Source organism: Nocardia puris, from assembly GCF_036051655.1.
Lineage (GTDB): Bacteria > Actinomycetota > Actinomycetes > Mycobacteriales > Mycobacteriaceae > Nocardia > Nocardia puris.
Genome location: NZ_CP107943.1, coordinates 4,102,797 through 4,127,921, shown reverse-complemented (window position 1 = coordinate 4,127,921; position 25,125 = coordinate 4,102,797). Strand labels below are relative to the sequence as shown.

21 protein-coding genes and 1 CRISPR repeat array are annotated in these 25,125 nt (G+C 66.4%); of the genes, 13 read left to right on the top strand and 8 right to left on the bottom strand.

Translation table 11 applies throughout. From position 1 onward, the window contains the following. Window positions 1-197: 197 nt before the first annotated feature. The 4 genes from aat to OHB21_RS18945 form a co-directional block, all read right to left on the bottom strand. Window positions 198-935 carry a leucyl/phenylalanyl-tRNA--protein transferase gene (aat, locus tag OHB21_RS18960; protein ID WP_232331727.1) on the bottom strand — a complete coding sequence of 246 codons (738 nt, stop codon included), beginning with the start codon at window positions 933-935 and terminating at the stop codon, window positions 198-200. Between the two features lie 228 nt (window positions 936-1,163). Then, window positions 1,164-2,729 (bottom strand): bifunctional 3-(3-hydroxy-phenyl)propionate/3-hydroxycinnamic acid hydroxylase MhpA, encoded by a 1,566-nt coding sequence (mhpA, locus tag OHB21_RS18955; protein WP_195125695.1) that lies wholly within the window; start codon window positions 2,727-2,729, stop codon window positions 1,164-1,166. Then, on the bottom strand, window positions 2,719-3,657 hold the full coding sequence (locus tag OHB21_RS18950; RefSeq protein ID WP_067508517.1) for a fumarylacetoacetate hydrolase family protein: 939 nt from the start codon (window positions 3,655-3,657) through the stop codon (window positions 2,719-2,721). Before OHB21_RS18950 ends, mhpA begins: the two co-directional genes overlap by 11 nt. Next, window positions 3,654-4,790, bottom strand: coding sequence for a VOC family protein (locus OHB21_RS18945; protein WP_067508518.1), 1,137 nt, complete (start codon window positions 4,788-4,790; stop codon window positions 3,654-3,656). Before OHB21_RS18945 ends, OHB21_RS18950 begins: the two co-directional genes overlap by 4 nt. A 153-nt stretch (window positions 4,791-4,943) precedes the next feature. Here OHB21_RS18945 and OHB21_RS18940 point away from each other — a divergent pair, with 153 nt between their 5' ends. Further along, window positions 4,944-5,615 carry a TetR/AcrR family transcriptional regulator gene (locus OHB21_RS18940; protein WP_195125694.1) on the top strand — a complete coding sequence of 224 codons (672 nt, stop codon included), beginning with the start codon at window positions 4,944-4,946 and terminating at the stop codon, window positions 5,613-5,615. A 1,233-nt stretch (window positions 5,616-6,848) separates the two neighbouring features. Beyond that, window positions 6,849-7,301, top strand: a complete 453-nt coding sequence (locus tag OHB21_RS18935; RefSeq protein WP_407674975.1) for a transposase — start codon at window positions 6,849-6,851, stop codon at window positions 7,299-7,301. Window positions 7,302-7,504: 203 nt separating this feature from the next. Here the strand turns inward: OHB21_RS18935 and OHB21_RS18930 are convergent, their stop codons facing one another. Further along, window positions 7,505-8,119, bottom strand: a complete 615-nt coding sequence (locus tag OHB21_RS18930) for a hypothetical protein (RefSeq protein WP_328435377.1) — start codon at window positions 8,117-8,119, stop codon at window positions 7,505-7,507. 334 nt (window positions 8,120-8,453) lie between these two features. On the opposite strand from OHB21_RS18930, the gene OHB21_RS18925 reads away from it, so the two are divergent. Together OHB21_RS18925 and OHB21_RS37545 are read left to right on the top strand one after the other, a co-directional pair. Next, complete coding sequence (locus tag OHB21_RS18925) at window positions 8,454-8,822, top strand: transposase (protein ID WP_328435376.1); 369 nt, start codon at window positions 8,454-8,456, stop codon at window positions 8,820-8,822. After that, entirely contained in the window at window positions 8,816-8,962 is a 147-nt protein-coding gene (locus OHB21_RS37545; RefSeq protein WP_407675250.1) for a hypothetical protein, read from the top strand. The genes OHB21_RS18925 and OHB21_RS37545 overlap by 7 nt, the downstream gene beginning before the upstream one ends. A 393-nt stretch (window positions 8,963-9,355) precedes the next feature. Here the strand turns inward: OHB21_RS37545 and OHB21_RS18920 are convergent, their stop codons facing one another. Continuing rightward, the gene (locus OHB21_RS18920) at window positions 9,356-9,859 is read right to left on the bottom strand and encodes a hypothetical protein (RefSeq protein ID WP_328435374.1); all 504 of its coding nucleotides are present in this window, start codon (window positions 9,857-9,859) and stop codon (window positions 9,356-9,358) included. 445 nt (window positions 9,860-10,304) lie between these two features. On the opposite strand from OHB21_RS18920, the gene OHB21_RS18915 reads away from it, so the two are divergent. Beyond that, complete coding sequence (locus OHB21_RS18915) at window positions 10,305-11,306, top strand: IS481 family transposase (protein ID WP_328435373.1); 1,002 nt, start codon at window positions 10,305-10,307, stop codon at window positions 11,304-11,306. A gap of 49 nt (window positions 11,307-11,355) precedes the next feature. Here the strand turns inward: OHB21_RS18915 and OHB21_RS18910 are convergent, their stop codons facing one another. Next, window positions 11,356-12,636, bottom strand: a complete 1,281-nt coding sequence (locus OHB21_RS18910; RefSeq protein ID WP_328435371.1) for an IS256 family transposase — start codon at window positions 12,634-12,636, stop codon at window positions 11,356-11,358. Between the two features lie 208 nt (window positions 12,637-12,844). Here OHB21_RS18910 and cas1 point away from each other — a divergent pair, with 208 nt between their 5' ends. The 8 genes from cas1 to OHB21_RS18870 all read left to right on the top strand — a co-directional run bounded on the left by cas1 (window position 12,845) and on the right by OHB21_RS18870 (window position 24,506). Further along, a complete protein-coding gene (cas1, locus tag OHB21_RS18905) occupies window positions 12,845-14,686 on the top strand; it encodes a CRISPR-associated endonuclease Cas1 (protein WP_328439990.1) in 1,842 nt (613 codons plus the stop codon). Between the two features lie 5 nt (window positions 14,687-14,691). Next, window positions 14,692-14,970: a CRISPR-associated endonuclease Cas2 gene (gene cas2, locus OHB21_RS18900; RefSeq protein ID WP_328435370.1), complete on the top strand. Its 279-nt coding sequence runs from the start codon at window positions 14,692-14,694 to the stop codon at window positions 14,968-14,970. Between the two features lie 365 nt (window positions 14,971-15,335). Next, window positions 15,336-15,725: direct repeats of the CRISPR family, unit length 36 nt; unit sequence GTTTCTGTTCCCTTCCGGGACGCGCTCTCGCGCAAC. A gap of 528 nt (window positions 15,726-16,253) precedes the next feature. Beyond that, entirely contained in the window at window positions 16,254-17,711 is a 1,458-nt protein-coding gene (locus OHB21_RS18895; protein WP_328435369.1) for a hypothetical protein, read from the top strand. Continuing rightward, window positions 17,708-18,400: a hypothetical protein gene (locus OHB21_RS18890; protein ID WP_328435367.1), complete on the top strand. Its 693-nt coding sequence runs from the start codon at window positions 17,708-17,710 to the stop codon at window positions 18,398-18,400. The genes OHB21_RS18895 and OHB21_RS18890 overlap by 4 nt, the downstream gene beginning before the upstream one ends. Next, window positions 18,397-20,073 (top strand): hypothetical protein, encoded by a 1,677-nt coding sequence (locus OHB21_RS18885; RefSeq protein WP_328435366.1) that lies wholly within the window; start codon window positions 18,397-18,399, stop codon window positions 20,071-20,073. The genes OHB21_RS18890 and OHB21_RS18885 overlap by 4 nt, the downstream gene beginning before the upstream one ends. After that, window positions 20,070-21,563 (top strand): RAMP superfamily CRISPR-associated protein, encoded by a 1,494-nt coding sequence (locus OHB21_RS18880; RefSeq protein WP_328435365.1) that lies wholly within the window; start codon window positions 20,070-20,072, stop codon window positions 21,561-21,563. Before OHB21_RS18885 ends, OHB21_RS18880 begins: the two co-directional genes overlap by 4 nt. Next, window positions 21,550-22,173: a hypothetical protein gene (locus OHB21_RS18875; RefSeq protein ID WP_328435364.1), complete on the top strand. Its 624-nt coding sequence runs from the start codon at window positions 21,550-21,552 to the stop codon at window positions 22,171-22,173. Before OHB21_RS18880 ends, OHB21_RS18875 begins: the two co-directional genes overlap by 14 nt. After that, window positions 22,170-24,506, top strand: coding sequence for a hypothetical protein (locus OHB21_RS18870; protein WP_328435362.1), 2,337 nt, complete (start codon window positions 22,170-22,172; stop codon window positions 24,504-24,506). Before OHB21_RS18875 ends, OHB21_RS18870 begins: the two co-directional genes overlap by 4 nt. Here OHB21_RS18870 and OHB21_RS18865 read toward each other — a convergent pair. After that, window positions 24,485-24,940, bottom strand: coding sequence for a hypothetical protein (locus tag OHB21_RS18865; RefSeq protein ID WP_328435361.1), 456 nt, complete (start codon window positions 24,938-24,940; stop codon window positions 24,485-24,487). The two genes, OHB21_RS18870 and OHB21_RS18865, sit on opposite strands and share 22 nt — an antisense overlap. Window positions 24,941-25,125: the final 185 nt, after the last annotated feature.

The following is a 25,125-nucleotide window of genomic DNA, read 5'->3' as shown; positions in this document are numbered from 1 at the left end:
GCGCGAGCGAGCAGGGCAAGGCGCGCCGCGCCTTGCTCGGTGGTCGGTCGGTCGGGGACGTCGTTCGGATCGACGACGACGTCGATATCGGGGTGTGCGAGTCGCTCACATTCGGTCACGACCCTCGTCGGCGACTTGCTCGAACTCGCCGGGACGCGAACGGATCACCACTGCGCCGACCGATCTGCCGCATCGGTTCATTCCGGTAAGTGGTCGGGAGAGTCGGGAACCGGGATCTCGAACTCCCAGGCACCGATGAGACCCGGACGGGCGACTGCTCGGCTGTGCACATGCAAGTAGTCCGCCCTGGAGAGTTCGATCGCGCCGAGGGACGTGAGGTGGCCGGTGGTCATCTGGCAGTCGATGAGGGGGAAATCCCAGGCGGCCAGCTGGGCGCAGAGCCAGTAGAGCGCGATCTTGGAGGCGTCACGGGCGCGCGAGAACATCGACTCGCCCGCGAAGCTGCGGCCGCGGGCGACGCCGTAGAGCCCGCCGAGGAGATCACCGTCGCGCCACACCTCCACCGAGTGCGCATGACCGAGGTGGTGCAACCGAAGATAGGCCGCCATCATGTCGGGGCCGATCCAGGTCCCGTCGTCATCGGCGCGCGGCGCGGCGCACTGCGCCATCACCTCGGCGAACGCGCGATCCATGGTCACCGTGTAGTCGGCATGGGCGACGGACCGGCGATAGGACCTGGTCACCCGCAGATCGGTCGGCACCAGCACACTGCGCGGATGCGGGCAGTACCAGTGGATCGTCTCGCCGGGGTTGTACCAGGGAAAGATGCCGGCGGAGTAGGCGCTCAGCAGCCGCTCCGGCGACAGATCCCCACCCACCGCGACCAGTCCGGTCGGATCCGCGAGCTCGACAGCGGGGAAAGGTTGGTCGGGATCGACCAGAATCATCCGCATCAGGCCGGTCGCATCGGTCACCGGACAGAGAGTACCGACCCGAGCCCCCGACCTCACATGCTGATCCGCCGCGGCTCAGTCCATGCCGCAGATCGCCTTGCACCCGGCGCATCGGAAGTTCGCGAAGACGCGCTGGCCCGGTACCCCTACCACCGGGCCGGCCGCGCGCAATGCCGCGTAGTGCGGATACGGACCGAGAATCGCTTCGATACTGAACGAGATTCTCGCGCGATACCGCAGGATGGAATGTCAACCGCCATGGGAACTCCTGTGCGTGGACTTGCTGGACAGAGCCGGGCAGCTCGGTACACGGGTGTGCAGGGAGGAGATCGATCGGGAAGCCGCCAGCACGGTCTTGTCCGGTCGCACGATCGCGGCGCTCGCACGCCCGCGGCGCAGCCATTCGCCGAGCTCGGAGGAGGCCGGTACTACCAGGATCGCGGCGCCGCGCCGATCGAGTTCGGTCCGCTGTTCGCGGGTGAGCGGGGTGACCGCGACAAAGAGAAAGCCCCCGGCGGCGATCTCGTCGATCCGCGTGCCGTGGTCGACGACGCAGTTCGGACACAGCGATCCCGCCAGGTCGAACGGCCGAGATCCCCGTCGCGCAACGAACATCGACCGAGACAGGCGCGGTGTGACGCTGTCAGTGACCGCGGAGCCGATGACCGGGACGTGGCCGAGGAGCGGCCACAGGTGCGTGCGGGCCATCTCCCCCGCCGCCCCGCTCGCCATCACCCTTCCGACGACGACAGCCAGACCGATCATCGAGGTCACGTGCGGTTTACGTTCGGACTGATAGGTATCGAGGGCGGCGTCCGGCAGTTCCGCGCGCAGGACGGCGACCAGCTTCCAGATCAGATTCTGGGCGTCACGGAGACCGGCGCCCAAACCCTGCCCGATGAATGGCGGCGTGAGATGCGCGGCGTCACCGAGCAGAAAGATCCTGCGGTCCCGCCATCGGTCGACCACGCGGGCGCAAAAGGTGTACTCGGCGGACCGGATCAGCGTCAGCTCGGGATCTCTCACACCTCTCAACCAGGGGGACACGAGCGGCTCGAGGGTGTCGAGCGTGGCGTACTGATCCGCGGATTCGTTGTCCCGGAGACGGAACTCCCAGCGGTAGCGTGACGCGCCGATGCGCATGTACGTCGCGGCGCGTTCGGGATCGCACACCTGGTGGACGCCCTCCCACCGCCCGAGATCGGCACCGGTGGCGATGTCGACCACCAGCCACCGCTGCGCGAAACCCAGGTCGCGCATCCGTGACCCCATCGACGCGCGCACGACGCTGTTGGCGCCGTCGCAGCCGAGAACGAAGTCCGCTGTGACAGCGTGACGTTCGTCTGTCTCGGCATCGCGAAACAGCACGCGAACGCGATCACGCAGGTTCGCCACATCGAGCACTTCGCACCCGCCCCGGATCCGCACGCCCTCCGTCGCCTCCAGTCTCGACCGCAGCAACCGCTCGAGATCGGGCTGGTCGAACATGTTGGCCTGCGGGAATCCGTGCCGCATCCGGTCGGGGTCGCGGCGGAATTCCGCGAACGTGGCGATGGTGGCGTCGACCAGCCGGAGGCCGAGGCCGGGTCGGGAGATCCCCGCGAACTCGTCGCCGAGCCCGAGGTCGGCCAGTATGCGGTATACCTCGTCATCGAGGTGCACTGCCCGCGGCCGCGGGTACACCTCGTCCCGGCGATCGAGGATCAGGCACTCGATGCCGTACCGCGCCAACAACAATGCGGCGGTCATGCCGGTCGGGCCCGCCCCGACGATCACGACCGGGTAGTGCTCGATCCGGCCTCGCTCACCGCTCATACCGCACCCTTGTGCGCTGAACGCCGAGGTCGATCGCGCCGTCCGGTGTCGAGACCGTCAGCTCCAGCACATCGCCGTCGTGCAGGTAGTCCGGGTTCGATGCCTGCTTGGCGAAGAAGATCTTCCACTTGAGCGCGGGCGGGATCAGTGACCCGAGGATCTCGATGGGTTTGGCGGGCGCCTTCAAGGCGGTGCCGCCCGGGGTGCCGGTGAGCAGCAGGTCGCCCGCGTCCATGCGCTGGAATCCGGTCAGGGCGCGCAGGGTTTCGAGTGGGCCGTAGATCATGTCTGCCACCGTGCTGTGCTGGCGTACTCGGCCATTGACGCGCAATGTCAGGCACAGATCGTGGAATCTGTCGAACTCGCCTGCTTCGAGCAGCAGCAACACCGGGCCGACCGGTGTGAAGGTGGGATAGGACTTGCCCTCGTAGAACTGGGTTTTGGGTAGTTGGACGTCACGGGCGGAGACATCGTCGGTGATGACCAGGCCGGCGATGAAGGCTTCGATGTTCGACTCGTCGAGTGCGGTGCCGACGGGCAGCGGCGCGCCGATGACGAGCCCGATCTCGATCTCGTAGTCCAGCAACCGCACGTGCGCCGGTTTGACGATGTCGTCCTCCGGACCGCTGATGGATCCGGACGATTTGCGGAAGAATGTCAGCGGAACGGTCGCCGGGTTCATCCCCGAATCCCGCACGTGCGAAACATAATTGGTCATCTGCGCGACCACCCGGCACGGTGCGGTCACCGGGGAGAGCAGCGCCAGGGTCTCCACCGGCGTGGTGCCCCTGCCGTGGCGAGCCGCTTCGATCGCGGCGCGGTCGGCCAGCAGTTCACCGGTGGTCGCGGCCTCGCTGTCGATTCGGACAGCCCCGTCTGGGGTCAGCACCCACCATGCGTCGATGGTGCGCACCACGGAAATGCTCATGAGCCGGCTACTTTCAGAAGGCCCCGCAAGCGCTGGGCGTCGAATTCGTTGTCTCGGTGTAGCGACGAGAAGATGGAGCGGAGTTCCTGCAGCGAGTTGCGACTCGGTGCGATGCCGAGGAAGTCCTTGGTCACCGGTGGGCCCCACTGCGCCAGTCCAGAGGCCGTCATCGGTGCCCAGCCCGGTTCCAGTGAGCTGTCGAACATGTCGCCGTCGCTGAAGTGCTCGACGAGGAAACCGTCGGGATCGCGCCAGTAGTCGAAGATCTGACTGCCCTGGATATGCCGTCCGATTCCCCAGGACCGGCGATAGCCACGCTCGGCCAGAAACTCGCCACCGGCCGCGAGCGCGTCGAGGTCGCACACCTGATACGCCGAATGCACGTAACGATCCGAGGGGCCGAGCGTCATGGCGAGGGTGTGATGGTCGGTCGGCGTGGTCCCGCGGTCGCAGCGGATGAAGGCCATCACCGGCCCGCGTTCGCGCTGTCGGTCGAAATACAGGAAATCGCTCACGATCAGGCCGAGATGTTCCAGATACCAGTTCAGGTTCTCGAGGAAGCGGGTGCGCGCGAGCACGACATGGCCGAGCCGCTCGACGCGGGCCGGCGCACGCGGAGGCCGTTGCGCCGCGTTGATCCGCGCGGTAGACGCACCGACGTTGAGTGGGCGTGCGGGCTGGCCCGGCAGCTCCGGCAGCCGATGCGCGCCCGCCACGACCCGTACGGTCCCACCACCCGGATCGTGCAAGGTGACGCCCATGCCGCCGATGCTCTCTGGTAGCCGTCGCACTCGATGACCTGTCGCCTCGGCGAGCCTGAGCAGGTCGGACCCCTCGGCGGCCTGAAACGCCGCGCCCGCGAAGTGGGAGCGCCCCGCCTTGCGGACGATCACGCACGGCGTGCCCGCCTGCGTGCCGCGCAGGTGCATCTCCTCCGAGCTGCGGTAGGCGACCGAGAACCCGAATGCCAGCGCGAACGCTTCAGCCTTCGGCAGGTCGGGCTTGCCGAACTCGAGCCAGGCGAGGTCAGCGACCTTGATGATCGGGCTCCTGGTACGGCCGGTGTGCTCGCCCGGCAAGGCGCCCTGGTCGACGTGCAAGTCGCGATGGGTGTCGCTGTGGCCTACCGACATCTCGCCTCCTCCTCAGCGCTCGAAGATTACTGACGATATCGTCAACTATGACTATTCGTTCAGTCAAGAGTTCTGAGCGATTCGTCAGATTTGAAGGTGGACTAGGATCACGGCAGTCCAGCGCCTCTACCGCCAGAAGGTTGACCGACGACGATGTCCCCCGCAGCGAACAGGCTCGAACGCCGCAAAGCTCGCACCCGCGCGGCCTTGATCGCGGCCGGGCAACGCTTCATCGCCGAGGGCAGGCTCAACGCGCCGATTCTCGAGATCACGCAGGCCGCGGACGTGGGAATGGGCTCGTTCTACAACCATTTCGACAGCAAGGAAGAACTGTTCGTCGCGGCGGTCGACAGCGCGCTGGAATCATTGGGCGCCTACCTCGACGCGCTCACGGCCGACCTCGCCGATCCAGCGGAGATCTTCGCCAAGTCCTTCCGGATCGTCGGCAGGCTGTTCCGGCTACAGCCCGATCTGAGCCGGGTCCTGATCAACTCCGGCGCCTCGCTGATCGAATCCGAGCACGGTCTCGCGCCGCGCGCCGCGCGAGACATCACCGCCGCGACGCGCGCCGGACGATTCACCGTCGAGGACATCGCCCTGGCCATGGCGCTGGTGACCGGATCACTACTCGGCCTCGGCCGCCTGCTGCTCCAACAACCCGACCGGGATTGCGCCGCGACCGTAGATGCGATGACCGTCACTATCCTTGTCGCACTTGGCCTCTCGCGTGAAGACGCCCAGGAACTGTGCAGCAGCCCCATGCCGTTGGACCTCATTACCACGGCCGACGACCCGAACCGAGAAGTTCGCAACCTCTCGGGGTGATGTCCTCCGGCTCCCCGAGTTCACCCGGATTCCGCGCGCTCGACGGTCGCTTTGCGGACACAGCAACCCGTGGCGAGGATGCCCGACGAGCAGTGGGCGGTCACCGACAGACAGCCCGACCCGGCGCCGCAAGCGGTGAGGAACGCGAAAGAAGTGACCGGCCGTTATCGCGACTGGGCCATCAGGTGATACCTGGGCCAACACGGTGCCGGAGTTCAGGCAGGTCAGCGACAGGCGCGTGCCGGGGAGCCATCCCAACGCGGTGAAGCAATGCTTGTCGGCGATCCGGCCCGCCTCACCGACCGTGCACAGCCCGTACACGATGGCGGGATCAGCGGCCCGAACCAGAACTGGCGACAGCACCGGCGAGCGCTGGGCGGCGCGGCCCAGCAGCGGAGTCCGGATGGTATGACGGGCGGGATCACCGGCGATCACCGCCGCCAGCAAACCCTCCGAACGTCGCCGACGGGCCGGAATCCGGCAGATCTGCCAACAATCGTCGCAGGTCAAGGGTCGTTTCCACAGGTCATACCTCGCGTGTCAAAGGGCCCTCTAACACGTGGCACGGAAATCCGGCACGTATGACGTGGATCTGTGCGCGAGAGGGGACTTGAACACGGATTCACGACAAAAGTGACGAAAGTTTGTGTTAGAGAGTATGAAATTTAGTTAGCGGGTGGGTTGATGTCAACCGGACGGGCGCATGTGATCGACGAATTGCATTCTACTGCAACAGGTTCCAACGGCGCGACATCAGTAGCTGCGGCAGTCGCCAGCGATGTCCGCAAACGGCTTGTGCGAGAGATCGCGAAGGGCAAATTCTAGGGCCGGCTGCCAAGCGGCGAGCTACTGACATGCTTCGTGAAGTCATGAGCATGTCAGAGCGGTTCGCGTGCAAAGTTGTTGGGCTGCATCGCGCCACATATCGGCGGCGACCGATCGCGGCGACACCGGCCAATCCAGACGCCGGTTTACGGGCATGGCTTCGCTCCTACGCGGTGAAACCCAGGCCATGGGTTCCGGCAGGCGTGGGCGGGACTGAGGTTCGACGAGGGCAGCGAGGTGAACACGAAGAAGGTACACCGGCTCTGGCGGGAAGAGGGCTTGCTGGTGCGAGCCCATTCGCCGCGGTAACGGGCGGGTTGTTCGTCGGCGCCGGCGATGGCCGCGGATGCGCGGAAGGTGTTGTAGGCGTTGGATTTTCAGTTCGACTCCACTGTCGATGGGCGGGCAGTGAAGATCGCGTCGATGATCGACGAGCACACCCGCGAGTCGCTGTTGCACATCGTGGAGCGCTCGATCACCGTCGAACGGCTCGTCACCGAACTCGATCGCGTGTTCACCGCCCGAGCAGGGGCACCGCGGGCGCTCCGGATGGACAACGGTCCAGAGATGATTTCCGTAGCCCTGCAACAGTTTTGCGCTGACAAGGTCGGGATCGTCTACATTCCGCCCGGTACGCCGTGGAACAACGGGTTCGTCGAATCGTTCAACCGCAGATTGCGGGCGGAGTGCTTGATCCACAACCACTGGACCAGCCTGCTCGAAGCGCGGGTGGTGATCGGCGACTTCAAAGACGACCACAACCGTCGACACCGGCATTCGGCGCTGGGCTACCGGACGCCGGCCGAGCACGCTGCGGCCTGCACGCATACCCATCACCCGATGGGCTGCGGCATCAACTGAACCGGAACGAACTCACCGGGCTCTGATTCCGGGTGGTCACGTTATCGGGGACCGGCCACGATTGAGACAACTTCTCTGATGGAGATTTCGTCGTCGATGAACGTATCGTTCCTCTTGCCTTCACCCGAGGCCGTGCTTCGATTCGACCGGTGACCGGTCCGCGACCCGCACAGATGCACGCTATTCACTTCCAGTTCGCAGTCTTATCGGAGGGACCGTGAACACACGGTCGCGTGTACGAGGGAGTCGTATTCCTCCAACCATTCCCTCTGTTCCGGTGCCAGGTTATCGGTTATCCATGGTGTGCGCGAATCATTCGCTCGCAACCGCGAATCGGCACAATACAGAAGGGCATCTGTCAGAGGAGCGACCGGATAGTTACGTAGTGTCTGCAGCGCCTGCTGATCGAGAACTCCGTACTGATCCGGTTGCAGGGACGACATGTAGCGGATGTAGCCGTCGATGAGGTCGCCGCAGTACGATCGTCCGAAGTCTCGTGCCGCATGCTCCGGCATTGTTTGTAGGACGTTGCGGCTCGGTGCTCCATCTCCCGGAAAGCTCGGGTTGTCCACCAGCCCCATCCACATCAGGTCACGTTCAGTTTTGGCCGGGATTTCGTGTTCCTCAACACCCCTGTCGGTGTGCTTGATTCGATTGAACGCCGCGTAGTCGGCAACAACGGTCTCGATCGAAGGATTTATTGAGTAGAACTGGCAGTTATCCTGAGACTGGAGCGGGCCCCCGGCGGAAGACTCTGCATCCGGCTGGGTTGCCGAAGTGCACGCCGCTATCAACGCTGCTGCGACCAGTGACAGCACAGTCGGAAGGGAGCGCGCGTACGCACTCGATCTGCGCAGCCGACGATTGATGAGTCGACGGCGATCCGTCACACGAACCCTATGCATGCGTCGTAAGACCGGAAGCGCCGATACGCGCAGTCGCATGTCGATTCAACCCATCTGAGAGATACTGTGGTGCAGCGGCTCTCAGTATCCGGCGGCCGAACGAGTCTCCGGTATCGACTGTTCGTACGACAAGCGCGTGCCGTAGCCGGCGTAAGAATTCCTAACAGGTCCTGTCGGGTGGCGATGAGTCCTGTTGTGGTGCAGGATGTTTGGCTGTGGCAGCGCCGTGGATCGTGGATGACCAGCTGTGGGCAGTGATCGAGCCGCTACTGCCGGTCAAGGCACCGGGAACACCGGGACCGGCACGGATGAACGATCGGCTTGTCTGCAAGGGATTCTGTTCGTGCCGATCACCGGCATCGGGTGGGAGGACCTGCCCCAGGAACTGGGATTCGGGTCCGGCATGACCTGCTGGCGCCGGTTACGCGACTGGCAGACCGCCGGGGTCTTCGAGGCCATGCACACCGCGATCCTCGCCCACTGCCACCGGGCGGGATTAATCGATTTCGACCGCGTCATCCCGGACGGCTCGCACGTGCGGGCGAAAAGGGGGCGCCGACACCGGGCCCAGCCCGGTCGACCGCCGCAAGACCCGGAACGAAACACCACATCCTGACCTGCGGCAACGGACTCCCGCTCGCGGTCGTGCAATCAGCGGCCAACATCAACGACCACCTGGTGCTGCCCGAACTGCTCGACCGAGTACGACCGCTGGGGGACGTCCCTGCCGGCCACGGCAGAAGATCACGACCCTGATCGCGAACAAGGGCTACGACTATCCGCGGGTCCACGACGAGCTCGAGCACCGACGGAACACCGCCTACATCCCACGACGAGGAACCCGCGACAAGGTCACTGCCGACCGCTGGATCGTGGAGCAAACCCTGGCCATGCAACACCAAGACCGGCGCCTGGCCACCCGCTGTGAACGTCGCACCGACATCCATCAAGGATTCCTCGACCTCACCGCCGCTCTGATCTGCTGGCGACGACCTCAGACCCCGGACATGGCGTCGGTAAGCCGGGCGTATATAGAGTGAATGTCTGGCCAGAAGCCCTCGGACGAATCTGTCAGGGCGATCTTCAAGGCCTCAGACATCATCTTGGACGCTGGCCGACCCGCCGAACCTGAGCCGCCGCTGATCTTATCTACTCCGGCCAAATGACCTGACCGAGAAGGTAGTCCGGCTCGACTACCACGACTGCCCTCTGCGAGAGATGACGGGCCGTTGCCGTACGCCGGCCGCGGAGGTATGAACGTATCGCTTCCACGGGATCGGCATCTGCGGGGACGTCGAGGTCCCTACCCATGAAGTCAACATGCCGCCCCGCGTAGCCGATGTCGTTTGGGTGGCGCCCGAGCACGGACGGGCCGAAGTCGCCCATCTTTCTCCGACGCGGGTACGCCTGGTCTGGGTGTCGGGCGTAGAAGGTGAAGACATCGAGGTCCTTCACGCCGGTCCTCCCGTCGATCCAGTGCAGCGCCGCGCCCTGACAGAGGGCGACCAGGAGAACGCGATCCGCCAGGACGCGAAGGTGTGCCTTGCGCCGGAAGAGGTCTGCACGGTCTGTACGTGCCAGTTCGGCGAGACGGCGAAGGTGCTCCTCAGTGAGCGGCGCGTACGAACGCTCGGAGGCTTCATCGGTGGTCATGGAACGACGATAGTACTGATCCCGCCCGAACTTGTTCCCTAATGGGCGCTCGACCTATTCGGCAAAACCCGCTATCGCGCAATTTGTGGTATTCGCGAATCCGATGAGGCGAGGTGCCGCATCTCCCTGCCCGCCCCCCCAATCGGCTGATGGACCCATTCTGAAACCTTCAGTATGATTTCCCGTCGGCCCCGACTCGGAGATTACTACCCAATGATGAACCATGCAAGAATGGTGAAGAAGAACGGCGTTTCTAAGGCGCATCGTTTCGCGGCTGGAACGGAGGTTCTACTGTTCTCTGCCGTATTGGTAATTGGTTGCGCTAACTGTTGCGGGTCATGAGGTTGTTGACGCTGGGGCAGGGGTGAGCTGAAGGGGGACGGATCTCCCGGCGGCAGGATGGAAAACGCCAATCCCCCATCCGCCCCAGCCGAAAGATCCGTCCGTGACCCACCGTAATGCCCCGCTGTCGATCGAAGGCCGCCGCCGTCTCGTGCAACGCTGCCGAACCCGCCCGATCGCCCATGTCGCCGCCGAGATGGGCATCTCGCGGCAATGCGCATCGAAGTGGGTCAACCGTCACCGTCAGTTCGGTGAGGCCGGGTTGCAGGACCGCTCCAGCGTTCCGCACCACCAACCGAGGGCCACCCGACCAGAAGTCGTGGTGCGGATCGAGAAGCTGCGGCGGGACAAGAAGTGGTCCGCCCGTCGGATCACCACCGAACTCGCCACCGACGATGTCGAGATCGCTGTGCGGACCGTCGGCCGGCAGTTGAAGCACCTGGGACTGCACCGGCGCCGGTTCATCGACCCGAACGGCGAGAACAACCGGAGACCACGCCGGATCACAGCCCGCCGGCCCGGTCACATGATGCATCTGGACGTGAAGAAGGTCGGACGGATCCCCGACGGTGGTGGCTGGCGCGTCCACGGCAAAGGATCAGCGCAAGCCAGAACCGTCGGCCGCGCCAAGAAGAAGGGCGCGCGAGCCGGATACGTCTACCTCCACTCAGCGGTGGACGGCTACTCCAGACTGGCCTACACCGAAGCACTCACCGACGAGAAAGCTGCTACAGCAATCGGATTCACTCACCGCGCCCGGGCGTTCTTCGCTGCTCACGGCATCAGGTTCATCGAACGGATCGTCACCGACAACGGGTCCTGCTACCGAGCCCACGACTTCGCGACCGTGCTGCACGGTGCCCGCCACCAGCGCATCAAGCCCTACACGCCCCGCCACAACGGGAAGGTGGAACGCTACAACCGGATCCTGGCCGAGGAATTCCTCTACGCCCGCGAATGGACCTCCGAACGGCAGCGCAGCGAGGCCCTCGGGATCTGGAACGTCCACTACAACTACCATCGGCCGCATACTGCTGCCGGCGACCGACCCCCGGCCAGCCGCCTCGACACCGGCGTCACCAACGTCATGGCCTCATACAGCTAACCTCGATCTTTGGGTCTGTCCAGAAATGGTGTAACTCGGTCTGATTGGGTTACTTCCGTCCGGCGGTGAGTCTGCCTTCGAAGGTGATGTCGAAGGCATTCAGAGCGGCTTTCCACCTGGTGACCCACCGTTTCTGCCCGGCTCCGGTGGGGTCGAGACTCATGATCGCCAGGTAGACGCATTTCAGGGCTGCTTGCTCGTTGGGGAAGTGCCCGCGGGCACGGACGGCGCGGCGGATGCGGGCGTTGACCGACTCGATCGCGTTGGTCGAGCACACCACCCGCCGGATCTCGGTGTCGAAGGCGAGGAACGGCACGAACTCCGCCCAGGAATTCTCCCAGAGCTTGACGATCGCCGGATACTTGCCGCCCCATGCTTCGGTGAACTCGCAGAACCGTTCCAGTGCCGCCGATTCCGTCGGTGCGGTATAGACCGGTTTGAGGGCTTTGGCGATCGCGTCCCAATGCTGGCGGGCCGCGTATCGGAACGAGGCCCGCAGCAGATGCACCACGCATGTCTGGACGACAGCGGCCGGCCAGACTCCGGCGATGGCGTCGGGGAGTCCTTTGAGGCCGTCGCAGACGAGCATGCACACGTCTTCGGCGCCCCGGTTGCGCAGCTCGGTGAGGATCTGCAACCAGAATTTCGCGCCCTCACCGCCGTCACCGGCCCACAAACCCAGGATGTCGCGGGTGCCGTCCACGGTTACCGCCAACGCGACATAGATGGGCCGATTGGCGACCTTGCCATCGCGGATCTTCACGTGGATGGCATCCAGGAAGATCACCGGATACACCGAGTCCAGGGGCCGGTTCTGCCACTCGGCCATCCCGTCGATCACCTTGTCGGTGATGGTGGAAATCGTCTGCTTGGACACCTCGGCGCCATAAACCTCCCGCAGATGCGCCGAGATCTCGCCGTGAGTCAGGCCCTTCGCCGACAGCGACAGCACCATGTTCTCGACCCCGTTGAGTCGCCGCTGCCGTTTACGCACGATCTGCGGCTCGAAGCTCGCCTCCCGGTCCCGCGGGACGTCGATATCGACCGGACCGACATCGGTGACCACGGTCTTGGAACGGGTCCCGTTGCGGGAGTTACCGCTTCCACGGCCGCCGGGATCGCCGTGGTCATAGCCGAGATGGTCGGTGATCTCGCCTTCGAGGGCCGATTCGACCACCATCTTGGTCAGCTGCTGCAACAGTCCGCGTTCGGCGGTGAGCTGCAGCCCGCTCGCGCGGGCCTGCTCCACCAGTTTGCCTACCAGCTCGGCATCCACCGCCGAGGTCTTCGCATCCTTACCCCCTGGCCACCGCAGCAGTATCGGCCACATCGGCTGCCGCCACATCAGATGTCACAGCGCTACTCCCTGGGTCGGAGTTACACCGTTGTCTTCACAGTCCCGTCGCCACGCTTTGTGCATTTGGCTCTCGTGGGAACCGGGACGTCGAGCGTGAGTGTCGTGCGCCCGTGGTACGGAGTGGTGTGTGGGAACCGGTCCCTGATCTTGTTGGCGTAAGTTGTCGAAGAGAGGGTTGCTGGTGGTTGGTGCGCTGCTCGCTGGGATTACGGCGGACTCCAATCTGCTGGAAGCATGGAATGTCACGCTGAGCCGGCTTCCGGAGGAGCCGGTACCACACGAAGAAGTCGCGCGATTCACTGGCGATTTGCTGGCGAATCTCGCGGAGATCGGGTCCGCGCTGCGGGACGGCGCGTGGCAGCCAGGGCCGTTGCGGCGCGCGGCTGTCCCGAAGAGGGACGGTGGGCAGCGGATCCTGCATATTCCGCCATTGGCTGATCGAGTCGCCGAGCGGGCGATCGCGGCGGTGATCACCCCGTGGGTCGACCCGCATCTCCAGCCGGACAGCTACGGATTCCGTCCCGGCCTCGGCGTCGATGACGCGGTCGAGGCACTGCGGGATCGAGTGGAGCAGGGCGAGCGGTGGGTGATCCGCACCGATATCTCCGAGTGCTTCGCATCGATTCCCGTCGAGGAGTGCCTCGCCGAGATCGCGCCGGTGATCGGAGATCCCGATGTCCTGGAACTGCTGGCCCGAGCGGCGCGCCGCTCGGTCGGCGACCGTCCGGGTCGAGGGCTGGCGCAAGGCGCACCACTTTCTCCGCTGTTGGTGAACTTCTACCTGGATCAGTTCGACCGAGACGGTTGGTCCGAGGGCGTCTCGGTTATCCGATACGTCGACGACATCGCGGTAGCGGCGACCGCCCGCGGTGAGGCGGAGCGACAACTGGGAGTACTGCGCCGGTGTGCGCGCCGCCGGGGCTTGGCGCTCTCGCCGGGCAAGACGCGGATCGTCAATGCCCGCGACGGCGTCGAGTACCTGGGCAGGATTGTGCGCGCCGACGGCAGGCGCCGGGTCGCGCCGCTGACCGACCCCGCCCGTGCCACGCTATACGTACTGCGGAGGGGAGCGGCGGTGCGCGCGTCGGGCACCCGCTTTCTGGTCACCGGCAACGGGAAGAACTTCCGGCATCCCGCGTCCCGCACCCGCATGATCATCTGCGGAGACCGTGTTCTCATCACCTCCGCCGCGCTCGGACTCGCCGCCCGCTCCGGTGTCGGGCTGGTCATGGTCGACGCCTATCACGATCACTCGGTGTTCCTCTCCCCGAACACCGGCCGCCACGAGGTACTCCGTGCGCAGTATGCCGCCGAGTCCGACGCTGAGCACAGCCTCCTGATCGCCGCCACCATGGTGCGTGGAAAGATCGCGAACAGCCGAATACTGCTCACCCGCACCAAATCCCGGCGGTTGCGTCTCGATGACCGCACGGTGCGTCACCTCGACCGCCTGCGCGATCACAGCGCCGCCGCGACGACCGTGGCAGGACTGCACGGCATCGAAGGGGCGGCGTCACGAATCTACTTCCATGCGCTGGGCGCGTTGATCGCTCCCGAGTGGAGATTCGGTGGGCGGACTCGACGCCCACCGCGCGATCCGGTCAACGCCATGCTGTCCTATGGCTACACCATCCTGGCCGCGGAGGCTCGCCGCGCGGTGGAACTGGCCGGCTTGGACCCCACGCGAGGATTCCTGCACACCGCACACCGTCGCAGGCCGAGCCTCGCGCTCGACCTGATGGAAGAATTCCGTGCGCCGCTGATCGACTCGACGGTATTGCGCCTGCTCAACACACGCGCGGTCCAGCCGTCCGGCTTCTCGGCCGGTGGCGGCGGCTGCCGAATGGACGCCCGGACCAAGCGCGTCCTGATCGACGAGCTGGAACGCCGGATGCTCACCAGAATCACCCATCCGATCAGTCGTAAACCAATAGCCTACCGAGAGTGCCTACACGAACAGGCGCTGCTCTTGGCCAGCTCGCTCGCGGGTCGCGGCGCCTACACACCGATGCCGTGGCGGTGAGTTTCTTGTCCCGCGCGCTGGTCGTCTACGACATCGCCGACAACGGCCGCCGCGCCGCGCTGTCCGCGATACTCGCCGAGTACGGTCCGCGTGTGCAATTGAGCGTGTTCGAGATCGAAATTCTCGACGCGAAGGACCGCCGTGTGCTGCTGACCCGCATACGCGACATCATCCTCGACGAGGAAGACCAGGTCCGGATCTACGAAATGCCGATGCACGCCTCGTCACGGACAATTATTGGTGAACGTGTACTCGAGGAGCGGCGGCCGTACTACTTCATTTGACAGGTAGTGAGGTTATTCTACGAGCCCTCCCCGTGTCTCGTCGAAACCCGAGCAGAGATCAGGTGCCGTCCACGATACCGGAACCCGTTCGGTGCGTTGCGGGCGCACCAGCAGCCAGTTCCGAAAATAGCCAGCCTGCCGCAGTGTCGCGATTGTGACACCAGTGGGCGAATGCGGGTATCGAAGACGCGTTCGTCACTGCGTTTACCGTATCAGGCGCCGCGACCAAGGTCGGTCTTCGCGCCGGAAGAAGCTCGACATCGTTGCGCCAAGCAGGCTCGGGCTGGCCACCACCAACTATTCAGAAAATTCGGGACGCCTCGCACGCAACTCATCAATAGCGGACATTACTACAGCCAAGGGTCGTTCTTGTTCCCTTCCGGGACGCGCTCTCGCGCAACCATAGGCACTTTCACAAAGGAACGCAATGACTACCAGTTTCTGTTCCCTTCCGGGACGCGCTCTCGCGCAACATCACTACCGTAAGGAAGAGAGAGCAATGAGCGGTTTCTGTTCCCTTCCGGGACGCGCTCTCGCGCAACGGAGGACAATGTACAAGGTCAACCTGACCAAGACGTTTCTGTTCCCTTCCGGGACGCGCTCTCGCGCAACGCAACCACAAAGGAGAAGACAATGTTCGGAATGATCCGTTTCTGTTCCCTTCCGGGACGCGCTCTCGCGCAACGTTCACTCACAGTACGAAAGGGAGTAAAATGACAGTTTCTGTTCCCTTCCGGGACGCGCTCTCGCGCAACAGCTCCTGAATTTTACCCCCTCCGACCTGCCGTTTCACCACCGGTTCGCACGCACCCCCGCACTTGCGGCCCTTGTCGCGCTCGTCGATCAGGCGCGGGCGCGTGACCAGCGCAAACACGTGCACGCACCTCCTTCGGACGTCTCGTTCGGCGTGTCGGCAGGGGTAGTCGGCGTCCAGTATCGGTTGTGGTTCGTACGAACGATACCCAGTTTGCTTGGTGGGCAGTAACATTGCTGACCAGTTGCGTCGATGGGAGGCCGGTGTGGTCGGTGGGGTGCGCGGTGATGTCGTGCACATCGAGGTCGCCGGTATACAAGAGTTCGTTTTCGGGTCTCGCACACTGGCGGACACCATTGGGCGGTCGAGCGAGCTGGAGTACCGGACCAGCGCGAGTTATATAGAGCGGCACGCCGATTCAGCGTGGGGAGTGGTGGTCGAGTTCGCGGCCGCGGGGCGGGTTTCGGTGCGTGTCGCGCACGGGTGCGGGAAGGCGTTCGCGGGGTGGATCACGCGAGAGTTCGCGGAGATGTCCGACCTGTTGCGGGTGACCGTGGCGATGGATGTGTGTGGGTCGGCGCAGGAAGTGGCGGATTCGGTGCTGGGCGCTCCGGAATCATTGCGGCGGGCCCGGCACGCGACGCTTCACTCGCGGAGCGGACCGGCGCGTAGTGCGGTGCCGTCGTTGGCGGGTGAGGCGCCGTGGGGGGCGCTGACGTGTGCTGTGTCGGGTGCTGCGGCGGAAACTCTCGATCCGGGTTCGCAACCGTGCGCGTGGGAAGTGGTGAGGGCTGAATCGTGGGGGAAGCGTTGGCACGCGCGTCAAGAGGAGTTGCTGCTCGCTGATGTCGCCGGTCCGTTGCGGGGGCGGCTCGCGTTGCCGCGGTTGACCGACAAGTTGGGCAGCACGCACGGGGTATCCAGTCATGTGTCGGTGCTGGTCGCCGATCTGAACGGGGTCGGCAAGCTCCTTGGGGAGCTCGCCGGGCGCCCGGACGCGCGCGAGGCCCTGAACGAGGCCAGTTCGGCGCTGCGTGAGCTGGGGCTGGGAGCGTGTCGGCACGTGGTGAATTCGATTGCCGGCGCGCTGGTTCCGGACGAATCCACGGGGGAACCGGTGGTGAGTGGGTTCCCGGCGGAATTGGGGTTCCGGCTGCATCACAGCGATGAGGACGGCCCGCGACGGTGGATGCTGCCGCTGCGACCGTGGGTGCTGGCCGGAGACGATCTGGTACTGGTGTGCGAATCGCGTATCGCTTGGTCGGTAGCGCTGGCGGTCCTGCGGTGGCTCGACGCGCCGGATCCACCGGAAGGTGATCCACGTGCGCGTCTGGACGCGCTGTTCGGGCGCAGACCGACGATCGGTATCGGTGTGGCGGTCGTGCCGGTCGGGTTCCCGCTGATCCGTGCGCACGAACTGGCGCATACGCTCTGCGAGAGCGCGAAACGGGCAGGGCGGCGGGATGATCCGGACCATCCGCAGCACGGTCTCGACTGGTACCGGGGTGGCGGCGCGCCTGAGTCCATCCTCGTCGAACGTACCCCGGACCGGCGGCCGTTCCATTTCGACAGCGCCACGACAATGACCGACTACTTCACCACGTGGCTCGGCGAAACGTCGCCGAACAGCCTGCGCGGCATCCATTTCCGTGAGCACCGCGGCTGGATTCGCGGTCGCCTCCGTGACGCGGCGCTCGCCGCGCGTGCCGACCCGGACGCGATCGGCACCGCGATCCGCTCCCTGAACCGCGCCCGCGCGGTCGCGGGCAAGTCCGCGGTGAATCTCCCCACGACACATCGCCATACGGCCGCGCTCGTCTTGCCGGCCATAGACCTGATCGATGAACACCTGGAACTGCGCGACGGTGGGGACGCGGACTGGGCACGACTCCCCTCGGCCACCGTGACACCGGTCGATGAGAAGCCGAACGATGTGGAAACGACGGCCACCGAAACAGCTGGCGGCGCGAAGGTGGCTGCGCGATGACCGACGACCTCGTGCGATGGGTACCGGTGACCCTGCAGATACAGGTGCGGACCACCTGCGTGGTCGGCACGGAGCCACGCGACAGTCACGATGTCGATGTGACCACGGTCGTCGACGAGAACGGACTGCCGTTCATCCCGAAGAACCGGATGTCGGCGCGACTGCGTGATGCGGCGTTGACGGTGTTGGGCGGACCACCCGAGCCGGTCCTGTCGACAGATACCGCACTCGCGTTGTTCGGCGGCGCCTACACCACCGAGGCCAGCCGTCGCGGCCTGCATGTCGGGGCGGCGGTGTGGCCGAGGCAGGCACAGGCGAGTGTGGTGCGGTCGTTGCGGAGCAAGTCCGGCCGCTACCCGGGCGCGGGTCGGCTTTTCCGGCAACGAATCACCGAGGCGCTGACCGTGGAGATCGCGCAGACCGCGATCGGCGCCGATGGTGTTGCGCTGCCGGGGTCGCTGCGTTTCGCCCGCGGGATCCGTCCGGGGGTGGTGCTGGAGGCGCCGCTGCGGTGGAGTATCGAACCCACGTCGGCGCACGTGGGGTTTCTCGCTCGATGTGTGCTCGCCTTGACACAGATCGGGGAGGGCCGGTCCGACAACCTCGGGCGCGTTGTGTGCAGCCTCGACGGCGACTTCGGTCGGACCCGCGACCTGGCCTACCCGGTCGGCGCTGTGGAGGCGCTGTGACCGAATTCGGTTTCGTCACTGTACGATTCACCACTCGCGAGCGTCTGCTGCTGCGCGGCAACGGCCCCTCCCTCGCGCCCGTCACGTTGCCGGTGATCAACGGTAGTGTGCTGCGCGGGATTCTCGCGCAGCGTTGCGCGCGCGACCCCGACCTACTCGAGCGCGTCATCATCTCCGGGTCCATCGCCGCGGCGCCGGGTTTCCCGGTGATCGACGTGGACGGCATGGAGCGAGTGGCCTTCCCGGCGCCGCGGAACCTGACGCGTGTGCGCACCGAACCCGGCCTGGACAGTGCGGCGTTCGACGGACGCGCCCACATCGCCGGGGACCAGACGATCGAGTCGGTGCGCGGTCTCGTCGCATTCGCGGGCCGGCAGTGGATTCCCGCCCAGATTCGGGTGAACACCCATACTCGGCTGGTCCGTCCGCGCGCGGGCGGCACGCGAGAGGGACTGGGACCATTGAGCTTCACCACCCTCGACCCGCACCACGTGTTCGAGGCTCGCCTGCGGCTGCGCGGGGATATCGAGCGGCGCCGAGCGCTGCGCGCCGACCTCGCCGGGCTCTTCGACAACCGGGGGCCGGTGGTGTTCGGTTCCGGGGCCGACGGCTCATACGGGGGTGAGGCCGTCGTCGAGGTCGGTCCGTTGGTCGACGATGCCGATCCGTGGCCGATCCGCACCGTCGTAGCGGGCGAATCCGTGGACCTGGTGTTGCGCTCGCCCGCGCTCGTGGCCGACCCTGGCACCGGTCACTACGACCCCACCGCGCTCGCACATCACCTCACTGCCCTGCTCGTGGCCCACGATGTCGCCGCACACGTGGTCGACAGTTCTGTGGTGGGCGCCGAAGTCGGTGGTGCGCATGCTGGTTACGGTCGAATGCGGCCGGATCACTGGGCGGCCGCGGCCGGTAGCGTGCTCACGGTGCGCTGCGAGGCCGATGTGACCGAACGGGACTGGCGGCGGCTGCTCGCGCACCGCGTCGGCGCACGGACCATCGACGGGCTCGGCGTGCTCGCCATGGTGCCACCGATCGCCCACACCATCGTCACCGCGCCGACGCCGTCCCTCGCGCGCACACCACACGGACTCGAGCCTCTCGCCTCCGGCCCACCCGCACAACCAGTTCCGCCGGAGACCACGACCGGCACGGCGGCCTCCCAACTGGAATTGCTGCGCGACCAGCTGTGCGGCCGGGCATCCGACAGGTGGGTGGACGACGCCGCGGTGACCATGGTCGAGGCCGTGGGAGATGCGGCACTCGGACTGGGAGTGTCGCTGCTCGGCAGGCTCCGCACCGCGGTGAACGACCCGGCCGACCTCACCGAACTCCTCGCCGGCGATGCGCCGGAAACACCGGGGACCGACCAACTGCGCCATTGCCGCCTGTCCGGCACGAGTCTGCACGCCTGGTTCACCGCGGCGATCTCCGCCGAATACGAGATCCTCGACGAGGCCTGGCAGATCGAGCTCGATGGATCGACGCTGTTCGAGAACTGGCGCACCGCAGTCGAATACGACGCTCTCGATGAGCACGACCGCGAGGGCCTTCCGGCCGCGCGGTGGATGGAGGACAACCGTCGGGCCGTGCTGCTGGAACTGGTACGGGCGGTGGTGTCGACCCTGTATCGAGTCCGGCCCCGCCCGGCCGCTGATTCGAGCGCGTCATGAGTCCATCCCCGGCCGCGCTCGCCCGCTTCGCCGGTGCGGGTGGCGTGCCACCGCGCGCCGATCTGCTGCTGATCACCGCGGAGATCACGTGCGACACCGACACCGCGATCGGTGCGGGCGGAACGGGAGACCGGCTTGCCGACAGCACTGTTCGCCGTGATCCCGCGACCGGGCTGCCGATGATCCCGGCGCCGTCGCCGACGGGTGTGTTGCGCCACCGCCTCGCCGAGCTCGCCGGGCCCGACCTCGCCGAGGCACTGTTCGGCACAGACCTGCGCGGCGCGGACGAGCAGCCGGACCGCCAGGTCCGGTCGGCCGCTCTGGAGCCTCGCGACGCGATCGCGATCGGCGGGGCGGCGGTCGGCTGGCGGACCGGCAACACCGTGGACTCCGCGCGGCGGACGGTGCGCCCCGGCGGTTTGTTCACCGAGGAAGTCGTCCCGGCCGGAACAAGATTCGTGATGATCTGGCAGGTGTGGGTGCCTCACGACGATGCCGAGTTGGCGCGGCGGGTGTTCGATGCCACCGCGGTGGCCGGACATCTGCTCGACAGCGGACTGATCGCGGTCGGCCGCCGCACGGGAATCGGCCGCGGCGTGCTGCGCACTCGTGACTGGCGCGCTCGATGGTTCGCTCTGGCCACCGAGCCCGCCGATGTCGCCGCCTGGTATCGCACTTCATACGACGACACGGCGACACTCACCGCGGCCGTCGCTGCCGAACCGACCGCCGCCGCGGCGCTGACACGGCTGCAAGACGCGCACGACGTCGTGGCGTTCGGGGATGCCTCCCGACTCGACACCGACCGAAGGCTGACGATCACCGGCACCCTGTCGGTCGCCGAGCGGGTCGGCGCACAGGTGGTGCCGTCGACAACGGTGTCCGAGCGATTCGACACCGACGCACCCACCGATTCCGGCGCGAAAGTGAAAGCACTGCTACGCACCACTGCCGCACGAGCGCTCGACTACATCGCCACCGGCGCCGCCGGATCCGCGGACCTCGACTGGGACATCGATCAGGCACGGCAGCGGGCCCGGTCCCTGCGCATCGCACTGTTCGGCCCGCACCCCGGCGACAACAGTCGCACCCCGAGTGCCTCACGGGTCGCCCTGGACGAAGCCCCACTCACCGGCGCGTATCCGGTCACCCTGTACCGGGTACGCAACCATCCACTCACCCGCGGCGTCGTCTCCGGTGCGTTCGGTGTCGTGAGAGCGCATTACGGCGGGTCGCGGACGCTGACCCTCACCGTGCGCGACCCGAACGCGGCCGAACGCGGGATACTCGCCTTGGTACTCAAAGATCTCTGTGAAGGAACCGCAACACTCGGCGGCCCGCACCGCAGACTGCTGGAGCGACGTTCCGTGCGGATCCGAGGGGCATCGAGTCGAGGGCCGCTCATCGGCTGGGAACAGATGCGCGACAACCCCGATGCTCGCGCGGACGTGACCGCGCTCGTCGATTGGATCAGGTATGGGCGGACATGACGCGCCGAGTCCGGCGGGACTGACGATCCTGCCCGCGGACGAGGAACTGGTCGCCGAGGTGGTCGAGGCGGTAACGGGCGCCACCGACCTCCCCCACTCCCTCGGACCACGCACCGAGTACCTGTTCGCGGCCTACTCCCACGGCTACGACGTCGCCCGCCGCGGCGACGCCGGATGGTCCTGGGGCTCATCGGTATTCGGACATGACGGTCCCGGCCACCCGAAACCCGGCGCGGCCGAGCAACTCGAACGGGTCCGCGTGTTCGGGACCGACGACGAACTCGTCATCGCCCGAATCGGCGACCGCTGGCGCGGCTGGTGGCACCACCACGAACAGGAACCGGCCATCGGCCCGCTGGCCCCGAGACCGCGCTCGTATCTGGTGACCGTGGGCCGCGGACTCCACCATCGAGGCGGATTCACCCGCATCGAGCATGGATCAGGCCAATTCAGTGTGCTGCCATACCCGTTCGCGCGACGGCGTGGGTACGCCCACACTCGTGAGTACTTCGCCGCCGACCGGCGAACCGGCGCCGTCCGTGTCGCGGCCGTGACCTGGACCGGCTACGGAACCGTTCCCCGAGCCAACCAGCAAGGAGGCGAACGGTGACGCCGCCGAACCCCGGTCAGATGCGGCGAAACATCACCCCGGCACCGCAACGCACCGAAAACCGGCCACCCCGGCCCGCCCCGGTGACAGCGCCCGAACACACCACCGCCCCCTACACATTCGTGCCGTTCGCCCCCACGATCTCGGCTCGTACGCTGTGGGCAGCACACGCGGATTCCGATTTCGACCCGACGGCCTCGTTCGACCGAGTTCTGCCGGGCACACACTCGGGTCATATCGACCTCACGATTACCGCGCTGTCCCCCGTGCACGTCGGGCCCGCGCATCAGGGCGCTCCCTTTCGCTGGCCCGGTCCCACCGACGCGCCCGGCCGCTTCGGGATCCCCGCCTACACGCTGCGTGGCATGGTCCGGGCCTATCTGGCAGCCCTACTCGGTGGTGGCCTCGGGCTCGGCGACGATCCGATGCCGATTCTCGAACGGTTTCCGGTGGGACGAACCAGAGGCCAGCCCGACAGTGTTGTCGAGCGCCACACCGTGTATCGGAAACGACGAGGCCACAGCGCCACGATCGGCCGTCAGCATGTCGGTTTGCTGTACTGGGACGGCCGCTCCGATACCGCGCGCCTGCGCGAGTGCCCCCAGTTCATCCGGCCCGTGCCGAACGATCCGGACAGCCGCAAAGTACCCAGCGTGCGATGGGAGGTCGTGCGGAGCGATCTGCTGACGGGACACCAAGCAGACGCGCGGGTCGTGCTGCACGGCCTTCGCGGGGCACGGATACACGCGGTCTGGGCGAGGGTTTCGGTCGGCGGGGTGCCCCGGCCGGTAGCGTGGAGTGTGCATCCCGATCGCGACGCCGCGATCGCGATCGCCCGAGCGACCGGCCCCGCGACCACCGGGCACACGACACGACTGCGATCGGTGTCGGCGTGGTCGAAACGGGGCAACGACAACAAGCGGCACCCACCCGAGTTCGAAGGTTTCCTGACCGAGACCTTCGAACTGGCCGACCTCAAGTCCGCCGAGACGGTGCCGTACGCGGTGCCGATGACCTTCTTCCCCACGAACCTGGCCAACCTGGACGAGCGTGGTGTCGCCACCGGTGACGCACGCCCGGCCGCGAACTGTTATCTGCTACCCGATCCGGGCACCGTCTTGACCCGCGACCGCACCTGGATGGGCGCCGCGAACGAGTTCCTCGTGCGGGACGACCCCGAGACCGGCCGTCTCCCCCTGCACACGCTCGGCCAGGTCCTGCGTGGACCGTACTGGAAGCATTCCACCACGCCGGCCCAGGTGAGCACGACCGGCTGGCCGGTGTTCTTCGATACGAACGCCGACGGTGAGGTCCTCTGGCTGGGCGGCAGCGGCGGATTCCCCATTCGCGCCGCGCACACCGTCGCCGACGCGGTCGCCAATTCCGGTGGCGTGTGGGCGAGTACGATCGCCGCCACCGTCGAGGACAACGACGCGGTGATCGCCCTGCTGGGTGCGGTATCGCAGAACGCGCAGATCGCCACGCGTGTCGAGGTCGGGCACGCCACCGCCCTCGACGCGGATATCGCTCCCTTGTCCGCCTACGAGGTCGACTTGCTCACCCCGCACCCGCAGTCCGCGCACACCCGGCTGGTCCCCGACCGCTCCACTGGGAACTCCGCCTCCTACAGCGATTCCGAGCCGAAATACCGTGGCCGCGAACTGTATTGGCATCGAGGAACGTGGAGCACGGACCTCGGCGAACAAGACGAGCAATGGTGGCAGGCGGTGCAAGCGCACCGGGCTCTGGCCGAGCAGGTGACCGGCGAAGCGCGGCAGCCGGAAGCGGCGAGCAAGACCGCGACCTCGATGGCTCCGCTGCCGGCGGGCACGACGTTCACCGCGCGCATCGATGTCACCAATCTGACCGACGCCGAACTCGGCGCGGTGCTGTTCGCACTACGCCTGCCACACGAAGTACACGACGGTGGTGAACCGGTTTTCGCGCACAAGCTCGGCGGTGGACAACCGTTGGGCCTCGGATCGGTGCACCTCACCGCGACGGTGCGCCTGCGCACCGCCGACCGCTACACCGCCCTCGCCGGCACCGGGTACATCGACCATGACGGCAACGAGTTCATCGACGCCTTCCTCGACCGGGTCGGCTGGACCGCTGAGTCGGCGCCGACCGCGAACGTTGCGGTGCCGGAGACCGGGCGATCCTGGCCGCCACATGTCGCCGCGTTGCTGACCGCGGCACGCTGGCGAGACCGGCCCGCGCCCGAGCGGACCGCCGAGATGGACGTCGCCCGGCACCGATTCAAGATCCCGATGCTGGAGGTATTCGACGTCGGCGACCCGCCCGTGCCGGGTCAACCCTCCGAGCGCACCTGATCGGGCAGGACATCCACAACCGGGTCCGCAGGGAAATGCGCCGCCCAGATCTGGTCGGCGTACGCGGTCAACCGCTGGGCCCGTGTGCGTGCCCGCTCCGCCTTGGCGGCCGCGCGCTGCGCGCGGTGGGTCATTTCCGCGATCAGGGCGCGATCGACTCGGGCCTGTTCCACTGCCAGTCCTGCCAAGCTCGCCACCGACTCGTCGTGCCAGCGGTCATAGAAGGCGTCCAGCGTGTGCCCGGTGAACTCGTCGGTGGCGCCCGCGCTCGTCAGCCGGGTCGACCGTTCGAGCGCATCGTCTTCCAACGCGCGCGGCTCGGGCACATCGGGTTGGGGCAGCGGCAAGCTGGCCGGCGCCTCCACACTGCGCAGCGAGCCCGCGCGGGTGTCGGTGAACGCCCAGCGCCTGCGGCGCGGCGAGTTGGTGAACATGGTGACCTCCTCGGTCGTGTCGGTTCATCAGGCTCGGTCAGCTGATGTTTTCGATTCCGCGTAGTCGCGACGCGACGTCCGGATCAGTCATTTCCGGGTGATTCGAGTTCGCCCCACCCTCCCCCCGGGTGCCGGCGATTTCGGCCGAGCGCCGGCGCAGTCCCGCTTCGGGGGTGGGTCGTCCT